This window comes from Aquabacterium sp. (assembly GCF_048860245.1).
Lineage (GTDB): Bacteria > Pseudomonadota > Gammaproteobacteria > Burkholderiales > Burkholderiaceae_C > Aquabacterium.
Genome location: NZ_JBLIZW010000066.1, coordinates 28782 through 46859, shown reverse-complemented (window position 1 = coordinate 46859; position 18078 = coordinate 28782). Strand labels below are relative to the sequence as shown.

The 18078-nt window shown below is 61.8% G+C and carries 19 protein-coding genes and 2 pseudogenes; 8 read left to right on the top strand and 13 right to left on the bottom strand.

What is annotated here, in order from left to right; all coding sequences use genetic code 11:
• The 3 genes from ACMV18_RS07375 to petA form a co-directional block, all read right to left on the bottom strand.
• Positions 1 to 760 (bottom strand): cytochrome c1 (locus ACMV18_RS07375; protein WP_374259017.1); only part of this gene is annotated, 760 nt, incomplete at its 3' end.
• 20 nt (positions 761 to 780) lie between these two features.
• On the bottom strand, positions 781 to 2181 hold the full coding sequence (locus ACMV18_RS07370; RefSeq protein ID WP_420817302.1) for a cytochrome b: 1401 nt from the start codon (positions 2179 to 2181) through the stop codon (positions 781 to 783).
• A gap of 13 nt (positions 2182 to 2194) precedes the next feature.
• Positions 2195 to 2791 (bottom strand): ubiquinol-cytochrome c reductase iron-sulfur subunit, encoded by a 597-nt coding sequence (gene petA / locus ACMV18_RS07365; protein WP_374259098.1) that lies wholly within the window; start codon positions 2789 to 2791, stop codon positions 2195 to 2197.
• A gap of 456 nt (positions 2792 to 3247) precedes the next feature.
• Here petA and ACMV18_RS07360 point away from each other — a divergent pair, with 456 nt between their 5' ends.
• Positions 3248 to 5770, top strand: a complete 2523-nt coding sequence (locus ACMV18_RS07360; RefSeq protein WP_420817301.1) for a DUF1631 family protein — start codon at positions 3248 to 3250, stop codon at positions 5768 to 5770.
• On the opposite strand, the gene pdxA is transcribed toward ACMV18_RS07360, so the two are convergent.
• Positions 5743 to 6765 carry a 4-hydroxythreonine-4-phosphate dehydrogenase PdxA gene (gene pdxA, locus ACMV18_RS07355; protein WP_420817303.1) on the bottom strand — a complete coding sequence of 341 codons (1023 nt, stop codon included), beginning with the start codon at positions 6763 to 6765 and terminating at the stop codon, positions 5743 to 5745. The two genes, ACMV18_RS07360 and pdxA, sit on opposite strands and share 28 nt — an antisense overlap.
• 142 nt (positions 6766 to 6907) lie before the next feature.
• On the opposite strand from pdxA, the gene hisI reads away from it, so the two are divergent.
• The 6 genes and pseudogenes from hisI to tatC all read left to right on the top strand — a co-directional run bounded on the left by hisI (position 6908) and on the right by tatC (position 9254).
• Positions 6908 to 7297 carry a phosphoribosyl-AMP cyclohydrolase gene (gene hisI / locus ACMV18_RS07350; protein WP_374259100.1) on the top strand — a complete coding sequence of 130 codons (390 nt, stop codon included), beginning with the start codon at positions 6908 to 6910 and terminating at the stop codon, positions 7295 to 7297.
• Entirely contained in the window at positions 7294 to 7668 is a 375-nt protein-coding gene (locus ACMV18_RS07345; RefSeq protein WP_420817300.1) for a phosphoribosyl-ATP diphosphatase, read from the top strand. The genes hisI and ACMV18_RS07345 overlap by 4 nt, the downstream gene beginning before the upstream one ends.
• A 43-nt stretch (positions 7669 to 7711) precedes the next feature.
• Positions 7712 to 7942, top strand: coding sequence for a Sec-independent protein translocase subunit TatA (gene tatA, locus ACMV18_RS07340; RefSeq protein ID WP_374259102.1), 231 nt, complete (start codon positions 7712 to 7714; stop codon positions 7940 to 7942).
• 36 nt (positions 7943 to 7978) lie between these two features.
• A pseudogene (gene tatB / locus ACMV18_RS07335) lies at positions 7979 to 8225 on the top strand (Sec-independent protein translocase protein TatB); the annotation flags it as partial.
• Between the two features lie 98 nt (positions 8226 to 8323).
• A pseudogene (gene tatB, locus ACMV18_RS07330) lies at positions 8324 to 8449 on the top strand (twin-arginine translocase subunit TatB); the annotation flags it as partial.
• Between the two features lie 25 nt (positions 8450 to 8474).
• The gene (gene tatC / locus ACMV18_RS07325) at positions 8475 to 9254 is read left to right on the top strand and encodes a twin-arginine translocase subunit TatC (protein WP_420817299.1); all 780 of its coding nucleotides are present in this window, start codon (positions 8475 to 8477) and stop codon (positions 9252 to 9254) included.
• Positions 9255 to 9274: 20 nt separating this feature from the next.
• On the opposite strand, the gene ACMV18_RS07320 is transcribed toward tatC, so the two are convergent.
• Positions 9275 to 10459 (bottom strand): S1C family serine protease, encoded by a 1185-nt coding sequence (locus ACMV18_RS07320; RefSeq protein WP_374259104.1) that lies wholly within the window; start codon positions 10457 to 10459, stop codon positions 9275 to 9277.
• Here ACMV18_RS07320 and ACMV18_RS07315 point away from each other — a divergent pair.
• Entirely contained in the window at positions 10458 to 11237 is a 780-nt protein-coding gene (locus ACMV18_RS07315; protein ID WP_420817298.1) for a Nif3-like dinuclear metal center hexameric protein, read from the top strand. The two genes, ACMV18_RS07320 and ACMV18_RS07315, sit on opposite strands and share 2 nt — an antisense overlap.
• A gap of 26 nt (positions 11238 to 11263) precedes the next feature.
• On the opposite strand, the gene ACMV18_RS07310 is transcribed toward ACMV18_RS07315, so the two are convergent.
• The 8 genes from ACMV18_RS07310 to hisG all read right to left on the bottom strand — a co-directional run bounded on the left by ACMV18_RS07310 (position 11264) and on the right by hisG (position 18077).
• Complete coding sequence (locus tag ACMV18_RS07310) at positions 11264 to 11851, bottom strand: CBS domain-containing protein (protein ID WP_420817297.1); 588 nt, start codon at positions 11849 to 11851, stop codon at positions 11264 to 11266.
• A 173-nt stretch (positions 11852 to 12024) separates the two neighbouring features.
• Positions 12025 to 12804: an imidazole glycerol phosphate synthase subunit HisF gene (gene hisF, locus ACMV18_RS07305; protein WP_374259107.1), complete on the bottom strand. Its 780-nt coding sequence runs from the start codon at positions 12802 to 12804 to the stop codon at positions 12025 to 12027.
• A gap of 1 nt (position 12805) precedes the next feature.
• Positions 12806 to 13552, bottom strand: a complete 747-nt coding sequence (gene hisA / locus ACMV18_RS07300; protein WP_420817296.1) for a 1-(5-phosphoribosyl)-5-[(5-phosphoribosylamino)methylideneamino]imidazole-4-carboxamide isomerase — start codon at positions 13550 to 13552, stop codon at positions 12806 to 12808.
• Between the two features lie 51 nt (positions 13553 to 13603).
• Positions 13604 to 14290 (bottom strand): imidazole glycerol phosphate synthase subunit HisH, encoded by a 687-nt coding sequence (gene hisH / locus ACMV18_RS07295; protein WP_420817295.1) that lies wholly within the window; start codon positions 14288 to 14290, stop codon positions 13604 to 13606.
• A gap of 34 nt (positions 14291 to 14324) precedes the next feature.
• Entirely contained in the window at positions 14325 to 14948 is a 624-nt protein-coding gene (hisB, locus tag ACMV18_RS07290) for an imidazoleglycerol-phosphate dehydratase HisB (RefSeq protein WP_374259316.1), read from the bottom strand.
• The gene (gene hisC / locus ACMV18_RS07285) at positions 14945 to 16045 is read right to left on the bottom strand and encodes a histidinol-phosphate transaminase (protein WP_420817294.1); all 1101 of its coding nucleotides are present in this window, start codon (positions 16043 to 16045) and stop codon (positions 14945 to 14947) included. The genes hisB and hisC overlap by 4 nt, the downstream gene beginning before the upstream one ends.
• 6 nt (positions 16046 to 16051) lie before the next feature.
• Positions 16052 to 17365, bottom strand: coding sequence for a histidinol dehydrogenase (hisD, locus tag ACMV18_RS07280; protein ID WP_420817293.1), 1314 nt, complete (start codon positions 17363 to 17365; stop codon positions 16052 to 16054).
• Positions 17366 to 17438: 73 nt separating this feature from the next.
• On the bottom strand, positions 17439 to 18077 hold the full coding sequence (gene hisG / locus ACMV18_RS07275) for an ATP phosphoribosyltransferase (protein ID WP_420817292.1): 639 nt from the start codon (positions 18075 to 18077) through the stop codon (positions 17439 to 17441).
• Between the last annotated feature and the right edge of the window lies 1 nt (position 18078).

Genomic DNA, 18078 nt, shown 5'->3' with positions numbered 1-18078 from the left:
ACTTCACGTCTTTCCAGAACGCAGCGTTCATGCGCCAGGCGATCACAAAGAAGATCGCCAGGAAAGCCAGAACGCCAACGCCCAGCTTGGTACGCTGCGTTTGAACGGGCTCACCCATCCACTGCAGGTAGGCCACCAGATCAGCCACGGCGCTGTCGTACTCCTGAGCCGACATCTTGCCGGGGGTCAGTTGCTCGAAGCCTTCGAGGTGATGGGTCTTCACGCCGTGCGAGTCGGTGACCTCTTCGAACTTGGCGGCACGCTGACCTTGCAGTTCCCACAGAGCGTGAGGCATGCCCACGTTGGGGAACACGATGTTGTTCCAACCGGTCGGACGGGTGTCGTCACGGTAGAAACCGCGCAGGTAGGTGTACAGATAGTCTGCACCGGTACCGGCGTGGCTGGCACGCGAACGCGCCACCAAAGTCAGGTCAGGAGGCACCGCACCAAACCAGTCCTTGGCGTCCTTCGTGTCAATCGCAACCTTCATGACGTCACCCACCTTGTCGGTCGGGAACAGCAGGTTGTCCTTGATCTGTTGCTCGGTCAGGCCGATGTCCTTCAGGCGATTGAAACGCATGAAAGCGGCAGCGTGACAGTTCAAGCAGTAGTTGACGAACAGCTTGGCACCGTTTTGCAAGGCAGCCAGGTCAGACACACGCTCCTTGGGGAACTTGTCCAGAACCAGGTCACCACCGGAGGCTTGGGCGCCCGTCACCAGGGTGAAGGCGGCCAGCAGGGAAGCAAGAATCTTTTTCATGTCTGTTTTTCCTGCAACGATCAGTGGGGCTTGAAGTTCACGCGCTCAGGCACTTTCTTGAAAGTACCCAGCTGGCTCCACCAGGGCATCAGCACGAAGAACCCGAAGTACAGCAGCGTACCAACTTGGCTGACCTTCTCGCCAACGGGAGAAGGAGGCTGCACACCCAGATAGCCCAGGATGCAGAAGTTGATCACGAACACCGCGTACACCAGCTTGTGCCAGTTCGGACGGTAACGGATGGACTTCACAGGGCTCTTGTCGAACCAGGGCAGGCCCGCCAGGATCACCACGGCGCCACCCATCACGGCCACGCCCCAGAACTTGGCTTCAAAAGTCTTCAGCAGACCGATGACCACAGCCGCGACCACCAGACCGGCGACCTTGGTCTTGCCATCGCCCTTGCCCTTGATCAGGTTCAGCACAGCGCCCAGACCAATGATGCCAGCCAGCACGGTGACCATCAGGTCAGTCGTGGCACGCAGCATGGAATAGAACGGGGTGAAGTACCAGACCGGCGCAATGTGAGGCGGCGTCTTGTACGGGTCGGCTGGGATGAAGTTGTTGTACTCCAGGAAGTAGCCGCCGAATTCAGGCATGAAGAAGATCACAGCCGTGAAGACGATCAGGAAGCCCACCACACCCACGATGTCGTGCACCGAGTAGTAAGGATGGAAGGGAATGCCATCCAGAGGGATGCCGTTCTCGTCCTTCTTTTCCTTGATCTCGACGCCATCAGGGTTGTTGGAACCCACTTCGTGCAGCGCGATGATGTGCGCCACGACCAAGCCCAGCAGGACCAGGGGCACGGCGATCACGTGCAGCGAGAAGAAACGGTTCAGGGTGGCATCGCCCACAACGAAGTCGCCGCGGATCAGGATCGCGAGATCAGGACCCACAAACGGAATCGCTGCGAACAAGTTGATGATCACCTGAGCGCCCCAATAGGACATCTGGCCCCAAGGCAGCAGGTAGCCCATGAAGGCTTCGGCCATCAGGCACAGGAAGATCAGGCAACCGAAGATCCACACCAGTTCACGTGGCGTACGGTACGAACCGTAGATCAGACCACGGTACATGTGGAGGTACACCACGATGAAGAACGCGGAAGCGCCCGTCGAGTGCATGTAACGGATCAACCAGCCCCAAGGCACATCACGCATGATGTACTCGACCGAGGCGAAAGCCACAGCCGCGTCGGGCTTGTAGTTCATGACCAGGAAAATACCGGTCACGATCTGGATCACCAGCACCAACATGGCCAACGAGCCAAAGAAGTACCAGAAGTTGAAGTTCTTCGGCGCGTAGTACTCGGACATGTGCTCCTTGTACATCTTCGTGGCCGGGAATCGATTGTCGATCCAGGTCATGAACTTCTCGCCTGCCGAGGCGCCCGCAGGCGCTTGCTTGAATTCAGCCATTGTTTATCTCCGATCAGGCCTTCTTGTCTTCACCAATCAGCAGCTTGGTGTCAGACAGGTACATGTGGGGAGGAACTTCAAGGTTGGTGGGCGCGGGCTTGTTCTTGAACACGCGGCCAGCCAGGTCAAAGGTCGAACCGTGGCAGGGGCACAGGAAGCCACCTTGCCAGTCGTCCGGCAGCGAAGGCTGAGGACCGGTCTGGAACTTCGACGAAGGCGAGCAACCCAGGTGCGTACAGATGCCGACCGTCACCAGGTACTCTGGCTTGATCGAGCGGTGCGCGTTGCGGGCGTACTCGGGGCACTCTTCAGGCTTCAGCTCGGACTTGGGGTCCGTCAGCTGACCTTCGATCTTGGCCAGAGCAGCCAACTGCTCGGGCGTGCGGCGCATGATCCACACGGGCTTGCCGCGCCATTCGACTGTCATCATTTCGCCCGGTTTCAGGGCGCTGATATCAGCCTCAACGGCGGCACCGGCAGCACGAGCACGCTCGGAAGGTTGGAATGTCGAAACGAAGGGGATGGCGGTGGCCACGCCGCCCACGCCACCGGCGGCGCAGGCCATGGTCACCCAGGTCCGACGGCTTTGATCCACTGGCTTGTTGCTCATGGGTATCCTCAGGGACTGATGGGACGATGACAGAGGTTTGGGGTCAACCTCGTATTCTAACGGACGCCAACAGGGTTAATTACCCAGTCTCATCAAGGTTGCTCAAACATCGCACAAAACAGCCTGCAACTTTTTCGCAACAGCCGGCACCAGACGAGACGCATCCCGAGAGGCTACCTCGTCGTCACCCCACCGCTGCCATCCTCATGCGTTTTTTCACCAATGCACACGAATTTGATGCACTCAAAAGTGAAGGGATGACCTGAAATGGTTAACCTTTACAAAGTCGGGCGCTTGGTCGGCGGACTTGCGCAGCTTTCATCATTCAAAATTGGTGACAGTTTGCAAAAGCACGAAAGCCGCAGCGCCGACGGTCGATAACCTACGATAACGGGGCTCCGCGTGGAGCGCTCCGTGCTTCTCACCTCATCAACTTTGCAGTGATTGGATGTTTGCGTGACAGACCATCGTCTCGAAACCGTTTTGCAGGCCGCCGTGGGCCGCATCAAGGTGACGGTGTCGTCCACCCTGGACAAGCTGGCCACGCAGTTGGGTCCCTTGGCCTTGTCCGCCACCAATAACGCCCAACGGCAGGTCCTGAACGAGGCTGATCGCGTCTTGCGCCTGAAGGGCAGCGCGATCAAATCATCGTTTGATCGCGCCATCGAAAGCCAGGTGACCCGAGGGGGGCGCAACAGCCAGCAAGGCACTTTGAGCAACGGCCCCGATGCAACAGACTGGGCTTCGCTCTCGCTGGTCGACAACGACGAGGTGGAACGGGGCGTGATGGCCGATCGCATGGCCCGCACCGTTCTGGCCGACTGCGACAGTGCTTTCGAGGCCGTCGGCAGCTTCATCGCCTCGTTGGTCGGCGATGCCAGCCCCGATCGCAACCCCCTGCGGCCACAGAAGATCACGCGCGCACTGCTGGATGCCATGGCCGAAGCCGGCTGCGACGAAGAATCGCTCCAGGTCCTGGCAGGACAGTTGGCACGCACACTCGGCCCGGAACTCGACGCCTGCTACAAGCAACTGGCGGCCGACATGCGGACCCAGGGCGTGCAGCCACTGGCCATGACGCTCCAGCGTACGGCGGCCCCCAACAACTCCATGTTCGCCGGACTGAGCGGTACGTCGGCCGCGGGCACCACCAACTCAGAGCAAGGCGAGTTGGGCGCGTCGTCCACTCGCAGTGGCGCTTTTGGCGAAACGCAGTCTGGCCGGACGACCTCCTCCGCCCCGCCCGAGGCCCATCTGCGCGCCGCACAGGCGCTGGGTGAGATGTTCGGCGTCAGCATGCCCAACACCACCTCTGGTGCGCAGTCCGGGCTCGCACCATTGGGCTGGGCACCCCGCACAAGCGGCGCACCTCTGCCTCCGGTGAGCGCCGACTTTCAAAACCTGCTCCGCCAGATCACGCAACAGGCAGGGCCGTCCGGTTGGGACACGCTGGCTGCTGCCGGGTACTCGACACCCGGCATCGGTTTCCCGGATGCGTCGGCTGCCGATGCCGCAGGAACTGCCGGGTTTGCCGGCCCCCTGATGGCCGCCAATCTGATCAGGGTTCACCGCGATGAACTGATCAAGGCCAGCGGCGGTGCCGCCATCGACCAGATGGTGATCGACATCGTGGCAGCGCTGTTCGATCAGGTGCTCTCTGACCCGAAGGTCGCCCCCCAGATGGCACGGCAGATTGCCCGGCTGCAAATGCCCGTGCTGCGTGTCGCGTTGGGCGACATGACATTCTTCAACTCGCGCAAGCATCCGGTTCGGCGCTTCGTCAACCGCATGGCCACACTTTCGGCGTCATTTGATGACTACGACCAGGGACCGGGCAAGGCCTGCCTCGACCGCATCACCGAATTGGTCAACGAGATCGTCGATGGCGATTTCGACCGCATGGATGTGTACGAGGCCAAGCTGAAAGAGCTGGAGTCGTTCATCGATGCCGAAAGTGCGCGCGATGCAGCGGAGCATGCGGCCGTCGCAGAGTTGCTCAGCGGCAAGGAAGCCGATTTGCGCGTTCAGCAGCGCTACATGCAGATCCTGAAGCGCGAACTGCTGGACGTGGACATGCCAGAGTTCGTGCGCGACTTCCTCTCGCAGATCTGGAGTCAGGTGCAGGTCATGGCCCTCGCGCAGGGCGGCCCCGACTCGCCTCTGGCGCAGCGCATGAAGCGTGCGGGTCATGATCTGGCGCTCAGCGTGCAGCCCAAGGGCAGCCCACAGTTGCGCAAGGAGTTTCTGCTTCGACTGCCGCAACTGATGAAGGACCTGAACGAGGGTCTGGCCATGATTCAGTGGTCAGAGTCCGCCAAGCAGCAGTTCTTCGCGCAGTTGTTGCCGGCGCACGCGGCCGGACTGAAGGCAGCACCGCCTCACGAATTGACCACACGACTGCTGGAGCAACGCCTTCATCAGGTCGAGCAGATCTCCATCCCATCCAGAGAAGAAGCGGCCAACGATCCGCTGCCCTCATCCCTGGATCAGCTGGGCGAAGCACCAACCCTGACGGTGGCCTCGGCACTCTCCCCCGAAGAGGTGCAGCAAACCGGTTTCGTCCCGGAAGCCGCATTGGGCGCAGAGGGTGATCTGGACATCAACCTGGACTTGCCTGGTGAGGCCGACCCCAGCCTGAGTGACATCGACATCAACCTAGACATCCCTCCGCCCCCCTCTGCTGGGCTGCAACTGGTGCACCACATCCAGAAGGGGACGCCTTATCACATGATGATGCAAGGCCAGTGGAAAAAAGTTCGCCTGACCTGGGTGAGCGATGGCCGCACCTTCTTCATCTTCACGCACGGACAGATGCACAAGCAGACCATTTCGCTGACGGGCCGCACGCTGGCCAAGATGTGCGAAACCGGTCGCTTCAAGGCCTTTGAGCAGTCAGAACTGATTGAGCGTGCCACCGTTCGCGCCCGCCGCCAATTGGCCGCCCTGCGCAGTCAATCGCGCGCCGCTGGCGCCGCCTGACGACCCGAAACCAGCAGGCGCGCCATGCGTGCCGCCTCAGCCAGACTGGATTCATCGGCTCGACCCGTACCGGCCAGATCAAACGCGGTTCCGTGATCCGGGCTGGTGCGGACAAACGGCAAGCCCAGGGTGACATTGACCCCCTGATCCAGCCCCAGATACTTCACCGGAATGAGTCCCTGATCGTGGTACATCGCGACCACGACATCGAACTCGCCTGGGTGCTCAGGCGGTGCGTGCCGCGCACGCATGAACACGGTGTCCGGCGCATAGGGGCCGCTGGCGTCAATGCCCATGGCGCGCGCCGCTTCGATGGCCGGGCCGATGATGCGCAACTCTTCATCACCAAACAGTCCGCCCTCCCCGGCGTGCGGATTCAAACCCGCCACGGCAATGCGTGGCGCAGGCTGCCCCCAAAGGCGCGCGCTGTCATGCGTGATCCGCAACGTTTCCAGCACGGCGTCATAGGTCACCTGTTCGATCGCCTGCCGCAGCGACACATGGATGGTGACCAGCACCGTTTTGAGCTGATCGTTGGCCAACATCATGCGCACGGGAGCGGGGGGCTGCCCGGGCGGGGCACCTTCCGCCTGCAGCAACTCGGTATGCCCCGGATAAGGCTCCCCCGCCAGCGACAAGGCCTCTTTGTGCAACGGTGCCGTCACAATGCCGGCCACCAGCCCCTGCTGCGCCAGGCGAACGGCCTCGCGAATGCTCGCCGCCGCCGCACGGCCCGCGCGCTCGTCAATCTGCCCCAAAGGCGCATCGATCACATCGACCGGCAAGCCGGTCGGCGTCAGCACGGCCATGTCACCGGCCACCAAGCCCGCCACGTCACCCACCGACGCCACAGGCACCACCCGCAGTTCAGCCCCACGACCCACGCTCAGCACGGCGCGCCGCATCACGGCCGGACAACCGATCACCAGCGCGGCCGGGCGTCCCTGCCACCACTTGGCGATGATCTCGGGGCCAATGCCGCAGGCATCCCCCATGGTGACCGCCAGCAGCGGCAAGCTTGCTTCATCCCGAGCAGACACGAACCGAATCCTTCATGAGGGTTTGAGATAAGGATATTGTGATGCCTGCTATCCCTTCGAGCGTCATCTGGCCCCTCGATTGCTACACTCCCCACCTATGACTTGGTTAGATGAAATCCGCTGGGATGAAAACGGCTTGGTGCCGGTGATTGCCCAGGAAGACAGCACGGGTGACGTGCTGATGTTTGCCTGGATGAACCGGGAGGCGCTGGCCTTGACCGCCGAACGCGGTGAGGCCGTCTATTGGAGCCGCTCGCGCAAGAAGCTGTGGCACAAGGGCGAAGAATCGGGCCACATCCAGAAAGTGCATGCCATCCGCATGGATTGTGACAACGATGTCGTGCTGTTGCGCGTGACACAACTTGGTCACGAACCTGGCATAGCCTGTCACACTGGCCGTCACAGTTGTTTCTTCCAGAAGTACGACAATGGCCAATGGGTCGCCATCGACCCTGTTCTCAAAGATCCTGAACACATTTACAAATGACCACCCCGCTGGATACCCTGGACGTGCTGAACCGTGTGGCGGCCGTCATTGAGTCGCGCAAAGGTGGCGACCCCGACAAGAGCTACGTCGCGCGCCTGTTTCACAAAGGCACGGACACCATCCTGAAAAAGGTGGGCGAGGAAGCCACGGAAACCGTGCTGGCCGCCAAGGACATGGCCGCCGAGGCCAGCCCAGAGCACCGCAAGGCCCTGGTGGGCGAGTTTGCCGACCTGTGGTTCCATTCGATGGTCGCCATGGCCCATCTGGGCATCGGTCCAAGCGATGTGGTGGCCGAGCTGGCGCGCCGCGAAGGTCTGTCTGGCCTGGAAGAATTTGCATCCCGTCAGGCCAAGCCTGGCGCTGCAGCCTGATCAACGTTTATTTGGGTCCTCTGCACCCTAACTGGAGTACATCATGGGTTCGTTCAGCATTTGGCACTGGCTGATTGTTCTGGTCATCGTGGTTCTGGTGTTTGGCACCAAGAAGCTCAAGAACGTTGGCACCGATCTGGGTGCCGCCGTCAAGGGTTTCAAGGACGGCATGCGTGACGGCACCACTTCGGCTGACGCCGCTCAGCAGCAAGTGACCAACGCCACGCGCAACGACGCCAACACGGTCGACGTCGACACCAAGACCAAGTCCTGAGCCCCCTCGCCCTCTCCGCTTGGCGGAATCTGACGCATGCTCGACTTTGGTATTGACAAAATCGCCCTCATTGGCGCCGTGGCCCTGATCGTCATCGGTCCGGAAAGGCTGCCCCGCGTCGCCCGCACAGTGGGCTTGCTGATCGGCAAGGCCCAGCGCTATGTGTCACAGGTGCAAAGCGAAGTGAACCGTTCCATCGAGCTGGAAGAGCTCAAAAAGATGAAAACGGGCATGGAGAACGCGGCACGGGACATCAATGCGTCGGTGTCCGACGGCCTGAAAGAGGCTGCCCAGGCCTTGGGCGAACAGCACCAGACCACGAGCGGCCCGGGTTACTACAACGACCTGCCTGATCTGCCTTACACAGATGACGGCAAGCGCGTCCGCAAGAATTGGCGGCTCAAGCGAGGTGCGACGCCGCTTTGGTACAAACAACGCCATGGCGTGCGCCGACACATCCAGTCGGGTGCCGCGCGCGTGGCACGCTTCCGGCCGCGTTCGCGGTGAAGCACTCAAGCATTGACTGATTCCTGTGAGCGACAACCCACGCCCTGATGAGCTCGACGGCACCGAGCAGCCTTTTGTCTCCCATCTGATCGAACTGCGCGATCGGCTGGTGCGTGCCTTGATGGCGATTGGCGTGGCCTTCATTGCGCTGGCCATCTACCCATCGCCGTCTGGTCTGTATGACCTGCTGGCTTTGCCACTGGTACAACATCTGCCCAAGGGCGCCACGCTGATCGCCACCAACCCGATTTCGCCGTTCATGGTGCCCATCAAGGTCACCATGCTGGCCGCCTTCATGCTGGCTCTGCCCGCCGTGCTGTATCAGATCTGGGCTTTTGTCGCACCAGGTCTGTACAACCACGAAAAGAAGCTGGTACTGCCACTGATCATCTCCAGCACCTTGCTGTTCTTCCTGGGGGTGGGCTTTTGCTACTTCTTCGTGTTCGGGAAGGTGTTCACCTTCATCCAGTCGTTTGCCCCAAAAAGCATCACGGCCGCCCCTGACATCGAGGCCTACCTGAGCTTCGTGCTCAACATGTTCCTCGCGTTTGGCGCCGCCTTCGAGGTGCCGGTGGTCTTGGTCATCCTCGTGCGCATGGGCATGGTGTCGGTGCAAAAGCTGCGCGAATTCCGCAGCTACTTCATCGTCATCGCCTTCGTGATTGCCGCCGTGGTGACCCCGCCTGACGTGGTGTCACAACTGGCGCTGGCCATCCCGATGTGCTTGCTTTACGAAGCCGGCATTTGGGCCGCGCAACTGTTCGTCAAGCACACACAGGCACCGGCAGAAGACAGCGCCAGCTGATCAGCCCGCTCACGGATCACTCACTGCTCGTCGCTGTCTTGGCGAGGTGACACGGCCATGTGCGGACGCTTGGCCACCACCACATCCACGTTGAGCGCCTCGCCTCCGCGTTGCACGCGCAACTTGGCCGATTGCCCCGGCCGCAGCAAGGCCACAGCGTTCAACAATTGGGCGGTGTTGGCCACCTTGGTGTCCGCCACTTGAACCACCACGTCGCCTGGACGAATGCCGCCCACCGCTGCGGGGCCGTTGTGCAAGACACCGGTGATGAGCACCCCTTCTTTCAGCGGCAGATTGAAGGTTTCTGCAATTTCAGGGGTCAGATCACGGGGCTCCACGCCGATCCAGCCACGGGTGACCTGTCCATCCTTGATCAGGCTGTCCATGACCTGCCGCGCGGTAGACACCGGGATGGCGAAGCCGATCCCCATGTTGCCGCCGGAACGGGAATAGATGGCGCTGTTGATGCCGACGAGGTTGCCGTCCACATCCACCAGCGCCCCGCCCGAGTTGCCGGGGTTGATGGCGGCATCGGTCTGGATGAAGTTCTCAAAGGTGTTGATGCCCAGCTGGTTACGCCCCAAGGCGCTGACGATCCCGGCTGTGACGGTCTGCCCCACCCCGAACGGATTGCCAATGGCCAGGACCGCATCGCCCACCAACAAGGTGTCAGAGTTGCCAAAGGTGATGGCGGGCAAGCGATCCAGATCGATCTTGAGCACAGCCAAATCGGTGTCGGGGTCGGTGCCGATGACCTTGGCACGTGCTTTGCGCCCGTCGGTCAGCATCACCTCGATGTCGTCCATGCGGTCGACCACATGGTTGTTGGTCAGCACATAGCCTTCGGGTGAAACGATGACCCCTGAGCCGACACCCGATTGGGGCTGCCCGTCCTGATCACCAAAAAAATATCGAAACCACTGATCACCACGACGCGGGTTGCGTGCCGCGGCATTACTGGTCACCACGCTCACCACGGTCGGCGCAGCACGCTGTGCAGCCAAGCGGAAGCTCGCACCCACCGTGCCACTTTTGCCGGCTGCCGCGCCACTGGCTGGCGTTGGCGCGACCGCCACCGTCGGACCAGGCAGTGCCTGACGCCAGGAAATCGACTGAATCCACTGAGGGCGGAAAGTCGACACCACGAAAACGACTGCCACAGCAACTGTCACAGTCTGCGAGAAAATCAACCAGATTCGACGCATGAATATCACCAGCCAGAAAGGGCTCACCGTGATCGAAAGAGATGCTTTGCTCAGCCACCTGCAATCGCTGCTGGAACCTGAGCGCTTCAAGGATTATGGGCCGAACGGTCTACAAGTTGAGGGCAAGACCACGATTCGCAAGGTTGTCACCGGGGTCACAGCCAGCCTGGCCCTGATTGATGCCGCGGTGGCGGCCGGGGCAGACGCGATTCTGGTGCACCACGGACTGTTTTGGCGTGGCCAGGATGGCCGCGTCACGGGTTGGATGAAACAGCGCCTGGCACAGCTGATTCGCCATGACATCAACCTGATTGCCTACCACCTGCCCCTGGATGCCCACCCGGGCTTGGGCAACAACGCACAGTGGGGCGCTTTGCTGGGCTTGAGTGCCGATGAGACCTTTGGTGAACAGTCACTGGGCTTCATCGGCGCTGCGCAAGATTTGACCCGCGTGGACTGGTTGGCCACGCGCATCCAGGAACGCATGCAGCGTACCCCAGTGCTGGTCCAGGGAGACGGACGACCGCTCAAACGGATTGCCTGGTGCAGTGGTGGTGCTCAAAGTTACTTTGAAGCCGCCATCGCCGCCGGAGCCGATGCCTTTTTGACCGGAGAGATTTCCGAGCCGCAGGCGCATTACGCACGTGAATCCGGCGTGGCCTTCATCGCGTGCGGACACCATGCCAGCGAACGCTATGGCGTGCAGGCCTTGGGTCGCCATCTGGCCAATGAACTGGGCATACAGCACCAGTTCATTGAAATCGACAACCCTGCCTGACCCGTGCCCCGGAGCGACTTGGCGCGTCAGTGATGTGCCAAGTCGTGCTCAAGCTCAGCAAAGGTGCGTGCGTGCAACCCTGGCTCGATGGTGATGTTCATCGCCATTTCCAATCGACGTGCAGAGAACAGGCCGCGCAACACTGTCTGACCGTTCTTCTGCTGGGTGACCAACAGATAGCGCAAGCCATGGTCGCGCAAGGTCGCTGCGATGTCTCCCAAACGAGAGGTACGCACCACGCTCATGTCCACCGTGGGCCACTGCGACAGCGGGACCATGACATCAGCAATGGTCAGTTCATGATGCGAGACCCGGCGTGTGGCTGCATGCAGAACGGGGCGCTCACCCTGGATGTCTTCGGCACTCACCATGCCGATGAGCGAACCATCGGCGCCGGACACGAACACCATGCGAACCCCGGCGCGCATCATCAGATGCAGGGTCTGGTCCAGTCCATCATGGTGCCCCGCGACGACGCAGGCGCTGTGATGCAGATCCGTGAACAAGGTGACCGCTGGATCCTGGGGACGCGCTGTACGCTGCACCGAAGGAAGTTGGGGGGCATGAGTCAGCCCCACCAGAGGCAAAGGCATGAAACGATAGCTATCGGGCATGAAGCGCTCCTTGAATCGTTGCCGAAGACAGCTTCAGCTTACGCCTCGCTCCCGCCGCCCGCCTAGACCTGATCTACCCTAGGGTTTTCGGGCACTTGGCGTGCCGTTTGGCGCCGCCAGATGTGAAAAAAGCCACCTTTCGGTGGCTTCGGAGGCTCAAGTTGCACGGCAGCTCAGATGCGAACCGGAATGCCGCGCTGGGCCATGAGGGCCTTGGCCTGGGCCACGGTGTACTCACCGTAGTGAAAGATGCTGGCGGCGAGCACCGCGTCGGCACCGCCTTGCTGCACACCATCGGCCAGATGGTCGAGGTTGCCCACGCCACCCGATGCGATCACAGGCACGCCCACGGCATCACTGACGGCACGGGTCAAATCCAGATCGAAACCGGACTTGGTGCCATCACGGTCCATGCTGGTCAGCAAGATTTCGCCCGCGCCATGCTCGGCCATCTGCCGGGCCCATGCCACGGCATCCAGACCGACGTTCTTGCGCCCGCCGTGGCTGTAGACATCCCAACCCGGTCCACGTGCAGCGAGGTCGTCGCCTTGACGCTTCTTGGCATCGATGGCCACGACGATGCACTGCGAGCCATAGCGCTCGGACGCATCACGGATCACCTGCGGATTGGAAATGGCCGCCGAGTTGAAGCTGACCTTGTCAGCGCCAGCATTGAGCAGGCGACGAACGTCTTCCACCGTGCGCACGCCCCCACCCACCGTCAAGGGGATGAAAACTTGCGAGGCCACGGCTTCAATGATGTGCAGGATCAGGTCACGGCCATCGCTGGTGGCCGTGATGTCCAGAAAGGTCAGTTCATCGGCGCCCTGTTCGTTGTAGCGTGCCGCGATCTCGACCGGGTCGCCCGCGTCACGCAGTTCAACGAAGTTGACGCCCTTGACCACGCGACCGCCGGTCACATCCAGGCAGGGAATGATGCGTTTGGCCAGCACGTCAGACGCCGCCGTTCAGTTCGTCGGCACGCTTTTGGCCGGCGGCAAAGTCGAGGTCGCCGGTGTAGATGGCACGACCGCAGATCACGCCTTCCACGCCTTCGGACTCGACCGCACACAGGCGCTCGATGTCTTGCAGGTTGGACAGGCCGCCCGAGGCAATCACGGGGATGCTCAGGGCTTGCGCCAGCTTGACCGTGGCATCGATGTTCACGCCCGACAGCATGCCGTCGCGGCCGATGTCGGTGTAGATCACGCCTTCGACCCCGTAGTCTTCGAACTTCTTGGCCAGGTCCACCACTTCGTGGCCGGAGAGCTTGCTCCAACCGTCGGTGGCCACTTTGCCGTCCTTGGCATCCAGGCCCACGATGATGTGACCACCAAAGGCGGTGCAGGCATCACGCAGGAAGCCGGGGTTCTTGACCGCCGCCGTGCCGATGATGACGTAGCTCAGGCCGCCGTCGAGGTAGCGCTCGATGGTGTCCAGGTCACGGATGCCGCCGCCCAACTGGACGGGGATCTCATCACCCACCTCTTTCAGGATGGCCTTGATGGCGGCCTGGTTCACAGGCTGCCCGGCAAAAGCGCCGTTGAGGTCCACCAGGTGCAGGCGACGAGCACCCGCATCCAGCCAACGGCGTGCCATCGCGGCAGGATCCTCGCCGAAGGTGGTGGAATCGTTCATATCGCCTTGCTTCAGGCGAACGCATTTGCCGTCTTTCAGGTCAATCGCAGGGATCAGCAGCATGGCTGTGGTGCGGTAGTGAGGAAAAATCGAAAAAAGATTCTGGAAGCCAGTTTAAGGTTTCCAGAGGAGGAAATTGCGGTACAGCGCCAGCCCGTGCTCAGCACTCTTTTCAGGGTGGAACTGCGTGGCAAAAATGTTATCCCGTGCCACGGCGCAGGTAAAGCGAACACCGTACTCCGTCTCCCCGGCGCTGTGCTGGGGATTGTCCACGACCGCATGGTAACTGTGGACGAAGTAGAAAAAACTGTTGTCGGGGATGCCCGCCCACACGGGATGAGGCTGTCCACCCCACACGCCGTCGTGACGCGACTGGTGAACGCGGTTCCACCCCATCTGCGGCACCTTGTATCGGCTGCCATCGGGTTGCTTGAGGCCATCCAGGCGGAACTTGATCACCTTGCCAGGGATGAGCCCCAGGCCCGGGGTGTCTTGCTCTTCGGAGTGGTTGAGCAGCATCTGCATGCCCACACACACGCCCATCAAGGGCTTGTGGGCTGCCGCATCCAGCACGGCACCGAACAGATCGCCACCGTGCGCTTCACGCAACTCGCGCATGCAGTCACGCATGGCGCCCTGACCGGGCAGGACGACGCGCTCGGCAGCCTGCACGACCTTGGGGTCGTTGGTGACCACCACCTTCAGGTTCAGGTCCTTGGCGGCATGCTCCACCGCTTGGGACACCGAACGCAAATTGCCCATGCCGTAATCGATGACGGCCACTGTCGAGGTCTGGCTCATGAGAGTCAAAAAGTTAGCAACAGAGGGGCCAGGTTCACAGAGAACCCTTGGTGGACGGGATGATGCCGGCCATGCGGGGGTCACGCTCGAGCGCACCACGCAGGGCACGCGCAAAAGCCTTGAACACGGTTTCGCACTGATGGTGGGCGTTGGCCCCCTTCAGGTTGTCGATGTGCAAGGTCACGCCAGCATGGTTGACGAAGCCTTGGAAGAATTCGTAGGTCAATTGCGTGTCGAAGCCACCGATGCTGCCCGCCGTGAACGGGATGTCGATGTGCAGACCGGGGCGACCGGAGAAGTCGATCACCACGCGCGACAGCGCTTCGTCCAGCGGCACATAGGCGTGGCCGTAGCGGCGAATGCCCTTCTTGTCGCCCACGGCCTTGGCAAAGGCCTGGCCCAGGGTGATGCCCACGTCTTCCACCGTGTGGTGTCCGTCGATGTGGAGGTCACCCACCGCGTGAATGTCCAGGTCGATCAGACCGTGACGCGCGATCTGGTCCAGCATGTGGTCAAAGAAACCGATGCCGGTGTGCAGCTTGGCCGTGCCAACGCCGTCCAGGTTCACACGAACCGTGATCTGGGTTTCAGCGGTGTTGCGGGTGACTTCAGCGACGCGTTCAGCGCAGTCGGGGGTCACCGTTTGGGGAGCGTTCATGCGGATGGAGAGATCAAAGGTTCACGCAGGATGTCGGCCAGGGCCGTCATCAAGGCGTCATTCTCGGCGGGCAAGCCCACCGTCAGACGGATGCAGTTTGCCAGCAAATGGTGCAGTCCGGACACATTCTTGATCAGGATGCCACGCGCTTTCAGGGCCGCAAAGGCCCCTGCGGCGTCGTTCACACGCACCAGAATCATGTTGGCCTGGCTGGGATAAGCCTTGGCGCCGGGCACGGTGGCGAGGAAGGCCAGCAGGCGCTCACGCTCGGACTTGATCACCTCGGCCTGGCGGGCAAACTCGTCAGCATGCTCGAGCGCAAAAATGGCCGCCTCGGTGTTGAGCACGCTGATGTTGTAGGGCGGACGCACCTTTTCAACCTGTTCGATCAGGTCGGCACGGCCCATCATGTAACCCAGACGCACCCCCGCCAGCCCAAACTTGGACAGCGTGCGCATCAACAGCACATGCGGGTGGCGACCCAATCGGTCGAGATAGGACTTGGACGCAAACGGCTGATAGGCCTCGTCCATGATGACCAGACCTTGGCCATTGGCCGCCACAGCCTCGATGATTTGCTCGATGGCTGCGTCATCCCACAGATTGGCCGTGGGGTTGTTGGGATAAGCCAGGTAGGTCAGTGCGGGTTTGTGCTCGCGGATGGCCGCCAGCATGGCCGGCACATCCAGCTCGAAATCGGCGGTCAGCGGCACGCCCACGAAGCGCATGCCGGTTTGCTTGGCAAAGGCTTCGTACATGACGAAACCAGGCAGCGGCGCCAGGGCGACCGCACCAGGCTGCGCGCACGCCACCGACAACAGCGAAATCAGTTCGTCAGACCCATTGCCCAGCACCAGGCCGCAACTGGCTGGCACCTTGGCGTAGGCACGCAAAGCCTGATGCAGGTCATTGATGCGGGGTCCAGGGTAGCGATTCAGGGCAACCTGGCCCAGACGCTCGCCCAACTGAGCTTGCAGTGCAGGCGGCAGGGCAAAGGGGTTTTCCATCGCGTCCAGCTTGATGTAGCCGGCTGCATCCTGCACGTGGTAGGCATGCATGGCCAACACGTCAGGACGGAAGACGTTGAGCAGACTCATGGCTTCTTACTTCTTCAAACGGAACTCGGCAGCCTGGGCGTGGGCCTGCAGTCCCTCGCCATAAGCCAGCACGGCGGCCGTCTTGCCCAAAATTTGCGCACCGGCCTCGCTGACCTCGATCAGGCTGGATCGCTTCTGGAAGTCGTACACCCCCAGCGGCGACGAAAAACGGGCCGTGCCGGAGGTGGGCAGGACGTGGTTGGGGCCGGCGCAGTAGTCGCCCAGCGACTCCGACGTGTACGCACCCAGGAAGATGGCCCCCGCGTGCTTGAGTAGCGGCTCCCACTTGTGCGGATCGTTGGAGGAGACCTCCAGGTGCTCAGGGGCGATGCGGTTGCTGATCTCGCACGCTTCTGCCATGTCGCGCGTGAGGATCAGGGCGCCACGCCCTTCGAGCGAGGCGCGGATGATCTCGGCGCGTGGCATGGTGGGCAGCAGACGGTCGATTTCGGCCTGCACCTTGGCGATGTAGTCGGCGTCCGGGCACAGCAGGATGCTCTGGGCCAGCTCATCGTGCTCGGCCTGGCTGAACAAGTCCATGGCAACCCAGTCGGGCGGCGTCGTGCCATCGGCCAAGACGAGGATCTCGGACGGGCCGGCGATCATGTCGATGCCCACTTGGCCGAACACGTGCTTCTTGGCACTGGCCACGTAAGCGTTGCCAGGGCCAGTGATCTTGTCCACCTTGGGCACGGTGGCGGTGCCATAGGCCAAAGCGGCCACCGCCTGCGCGCCACCGATGGTGAAGGCACGGGTCACACCGGCCACGTAGGCGGCGGCGAGCACCAGCGGGTTCTTTTCGCCGCCGGGCGTGGGCACGACCATGATGATTTCACCCACACCGGCGACGTGCGCGGGAATGGCGTTCATCAGCACGGACGAGGGGTAGGCAGCCTTGCCACCGGGCACGTAGATGCCGACGCGGTCCAGCGGCGTGACCTTTTGGCCCAGCAGGGTGCCGTCTTCATCGCGGTACGACCAGCTCAGACCGCAGGCCTGCTTCTGGCGCTCGTGGTAGCTGCGCACGCGGGCCGCGGCGCTTTCCAGCGCCTCGCGCTGCACGGCGGGCAGGCTGTCGAAAGCGGCCTTGAGTTCAGCCTGGCCCAACTCCAGCGCGGACATGTCGGCCACATCCAGGCGATCAAAACGGGCGGTGTAGTCGAGCACAGCGGCGTCACCACGTGTGCGCACATCGGCCAGGATGGCCGCCACGCGGTCTTCGATGGCCGAATCGGTCTCGGCCGACCAATGCAGCACCTGCTTGAAGGCGGCATCGAAATCGGACTGGGAGGTGGCGAGGTGGCGGATCTGGACTGTCATGGTGCCAAGGATCTCAGAAATCAGGGGCAAAGGGGACGTGACCGCGATGGGTTCTCGCGATCAGCGTCATAGATCAGGCAGGAATGGCGGACTCGAACGCCTGGATCAGCGCACGGATGGGCTCGCGCTTGAGCTTGAGCGAGGCCTGGTTGACCACCAGGCGCGAGCTGATGTGCATGATCTGCTCGACCTCGACCAGATGGTTGGCGCGCAAGGTGTTGCCGGTGGAAACCAGATCCACGATGGCATCGGCCAGACCGGTCAGCGGGGCCAGTTCCATCGAGCCATACAGCTTGATCAGGTCCACGTGCACGCCCTTGTTGGCAAAGTGCTCACGGGCAATCGTCGTGTACTTCGTGGCCACACGAATGCGCGAACCTTGTTTGACCGCCGCGGCATAGTCGAAGTCCGAACGCACGGCCACACTCATGTGGCACTTGGCGATGTTCAGGTCCAGCGGCTGGTACAGGTTTTCACCGCCATGCTCGATCAGCACGTCCTTGCCGGCCACGCCAATGTCAGCGCCGCCGTATTCCACGTAGGTGGGCACGTCGGTGGCGCGCACCAGCACCACACGCACATCCGGACGGTTGGTGGGCAAGATGAGCTTGCGGGTCTTTTCGGGATCCTCGGCCACCTCAATGCCGGCTGCCGCCAGCAAGGGCAAGGTTTCTTCAAAGATGCGGCCTTTGGAAAGAGCAAGTGTGATCATG

Excerpts from the sequence above, each read along its gene's own strand:
- ACMV18_RS07370 (WP_420817302.1), bottom strand. The coding sequence starts at position 2,181 with ATGGCTGAATTCAAGCAAGCGCCTGCGGGCGCCTCGGCAGGCGAGAAG.
- petA (WP_374259098.1), bottom strand. The coding sequence starts at position 2,791 with ATGAGCAACAAGCCAGTGGATCAAAGCCGTCGGACCTGGGTGACCATG.
- pdxA (WP_420817303.1), bottom strand. The coding sequence starts at position 6,765 with ATGGGGGATGCCTGCGGCATTGGCCCCGAGATCATCGCCAAGTGGTGG.
- hisI (WP_374259100.1), top strand. The coding sequence starts at position 6,908 with ATGACTTGGTTAGATGAAATCCGCTGGGATGAAAACGGCTTGGTGCCG.
- ACMV18_RS07345 (WP_420817300.1), top strand. The coding sequence starts at position 7,294 with ATGACCACCCCGCTGGATACCCTGGACGTGCTGAACCGTGTGGCGGCC.
- tatA (WP_374259102.1), top strand. The coding sequence starts at position 7,712 with ATGGGTTCGTTCAGCATTTGGCACTGGCTGATTGTTCTGGTCATCGTG.
- ACMV18_RS07315 (WP_420817298.1), top strand. The coding sequence starts at position 10,458 with ATGAATATCACCAGCCAGAAAGGGCTCACCGTGATCGAAAGAGATGCT.
- ACMV18_RS07320 (WP_374259104.1), bottom strand. The coding sequence starts at position 10,459 with ATGCGTCGAATCTGGTTGATTTTCTCGCAGACTGTGACAGTTGCTGTG.
- ACMV18_RS07310 (WP_420817297.1), bottom strand. The coding sequence starts at position 11,851 with ATGCCCGATAGCTATCGTTTCATGCCTTTGCCTCTGGTGGGGCTGACT.
- hisA (WP_420817296.1), bottom strand. The coding sequence starts at position 13,552 with ATGCTGCTGATCCCTGCGATTGACCTGAAAGACGGCAAATGCGTTCGC.
- hisH (WP_420817295.1), bottom strand. The coding sequence starts at position 14,290 with ATGAGCCAGACCTCGACAGTGGCCGTCATCGATTACGGCATGGGCAAT.
- hisB (WP_374259316.1), bottom strand. The coding sequence starts at position 14,948 with ATGAACGCTCCCCAAACGGTGACCCCCGACTGCGCTGAACGCGTCGCT.
- hisC (WP_420817294.1), bottom strand. The coding sequence starts at position 16,045 with ATGAGTCTGCTCAACGTCTTCCGTCCTGACGTGTTGGCCATGCATGCC.
- hisD (WP_420817293.1), bottom strand. The coding sequence starts at position 17,365 with ATGACAGTCCAGATCCGCCACCTCGCCACCTCCCAGTCCGATTTCGAT.
- hisG (WP_420817292.1), bottom strand. The coding sequence starts at position 18,077 with ATGATCACACTTGCTCTTTCCAAAGGCCGCATCTTTGAAGAAACCTTG.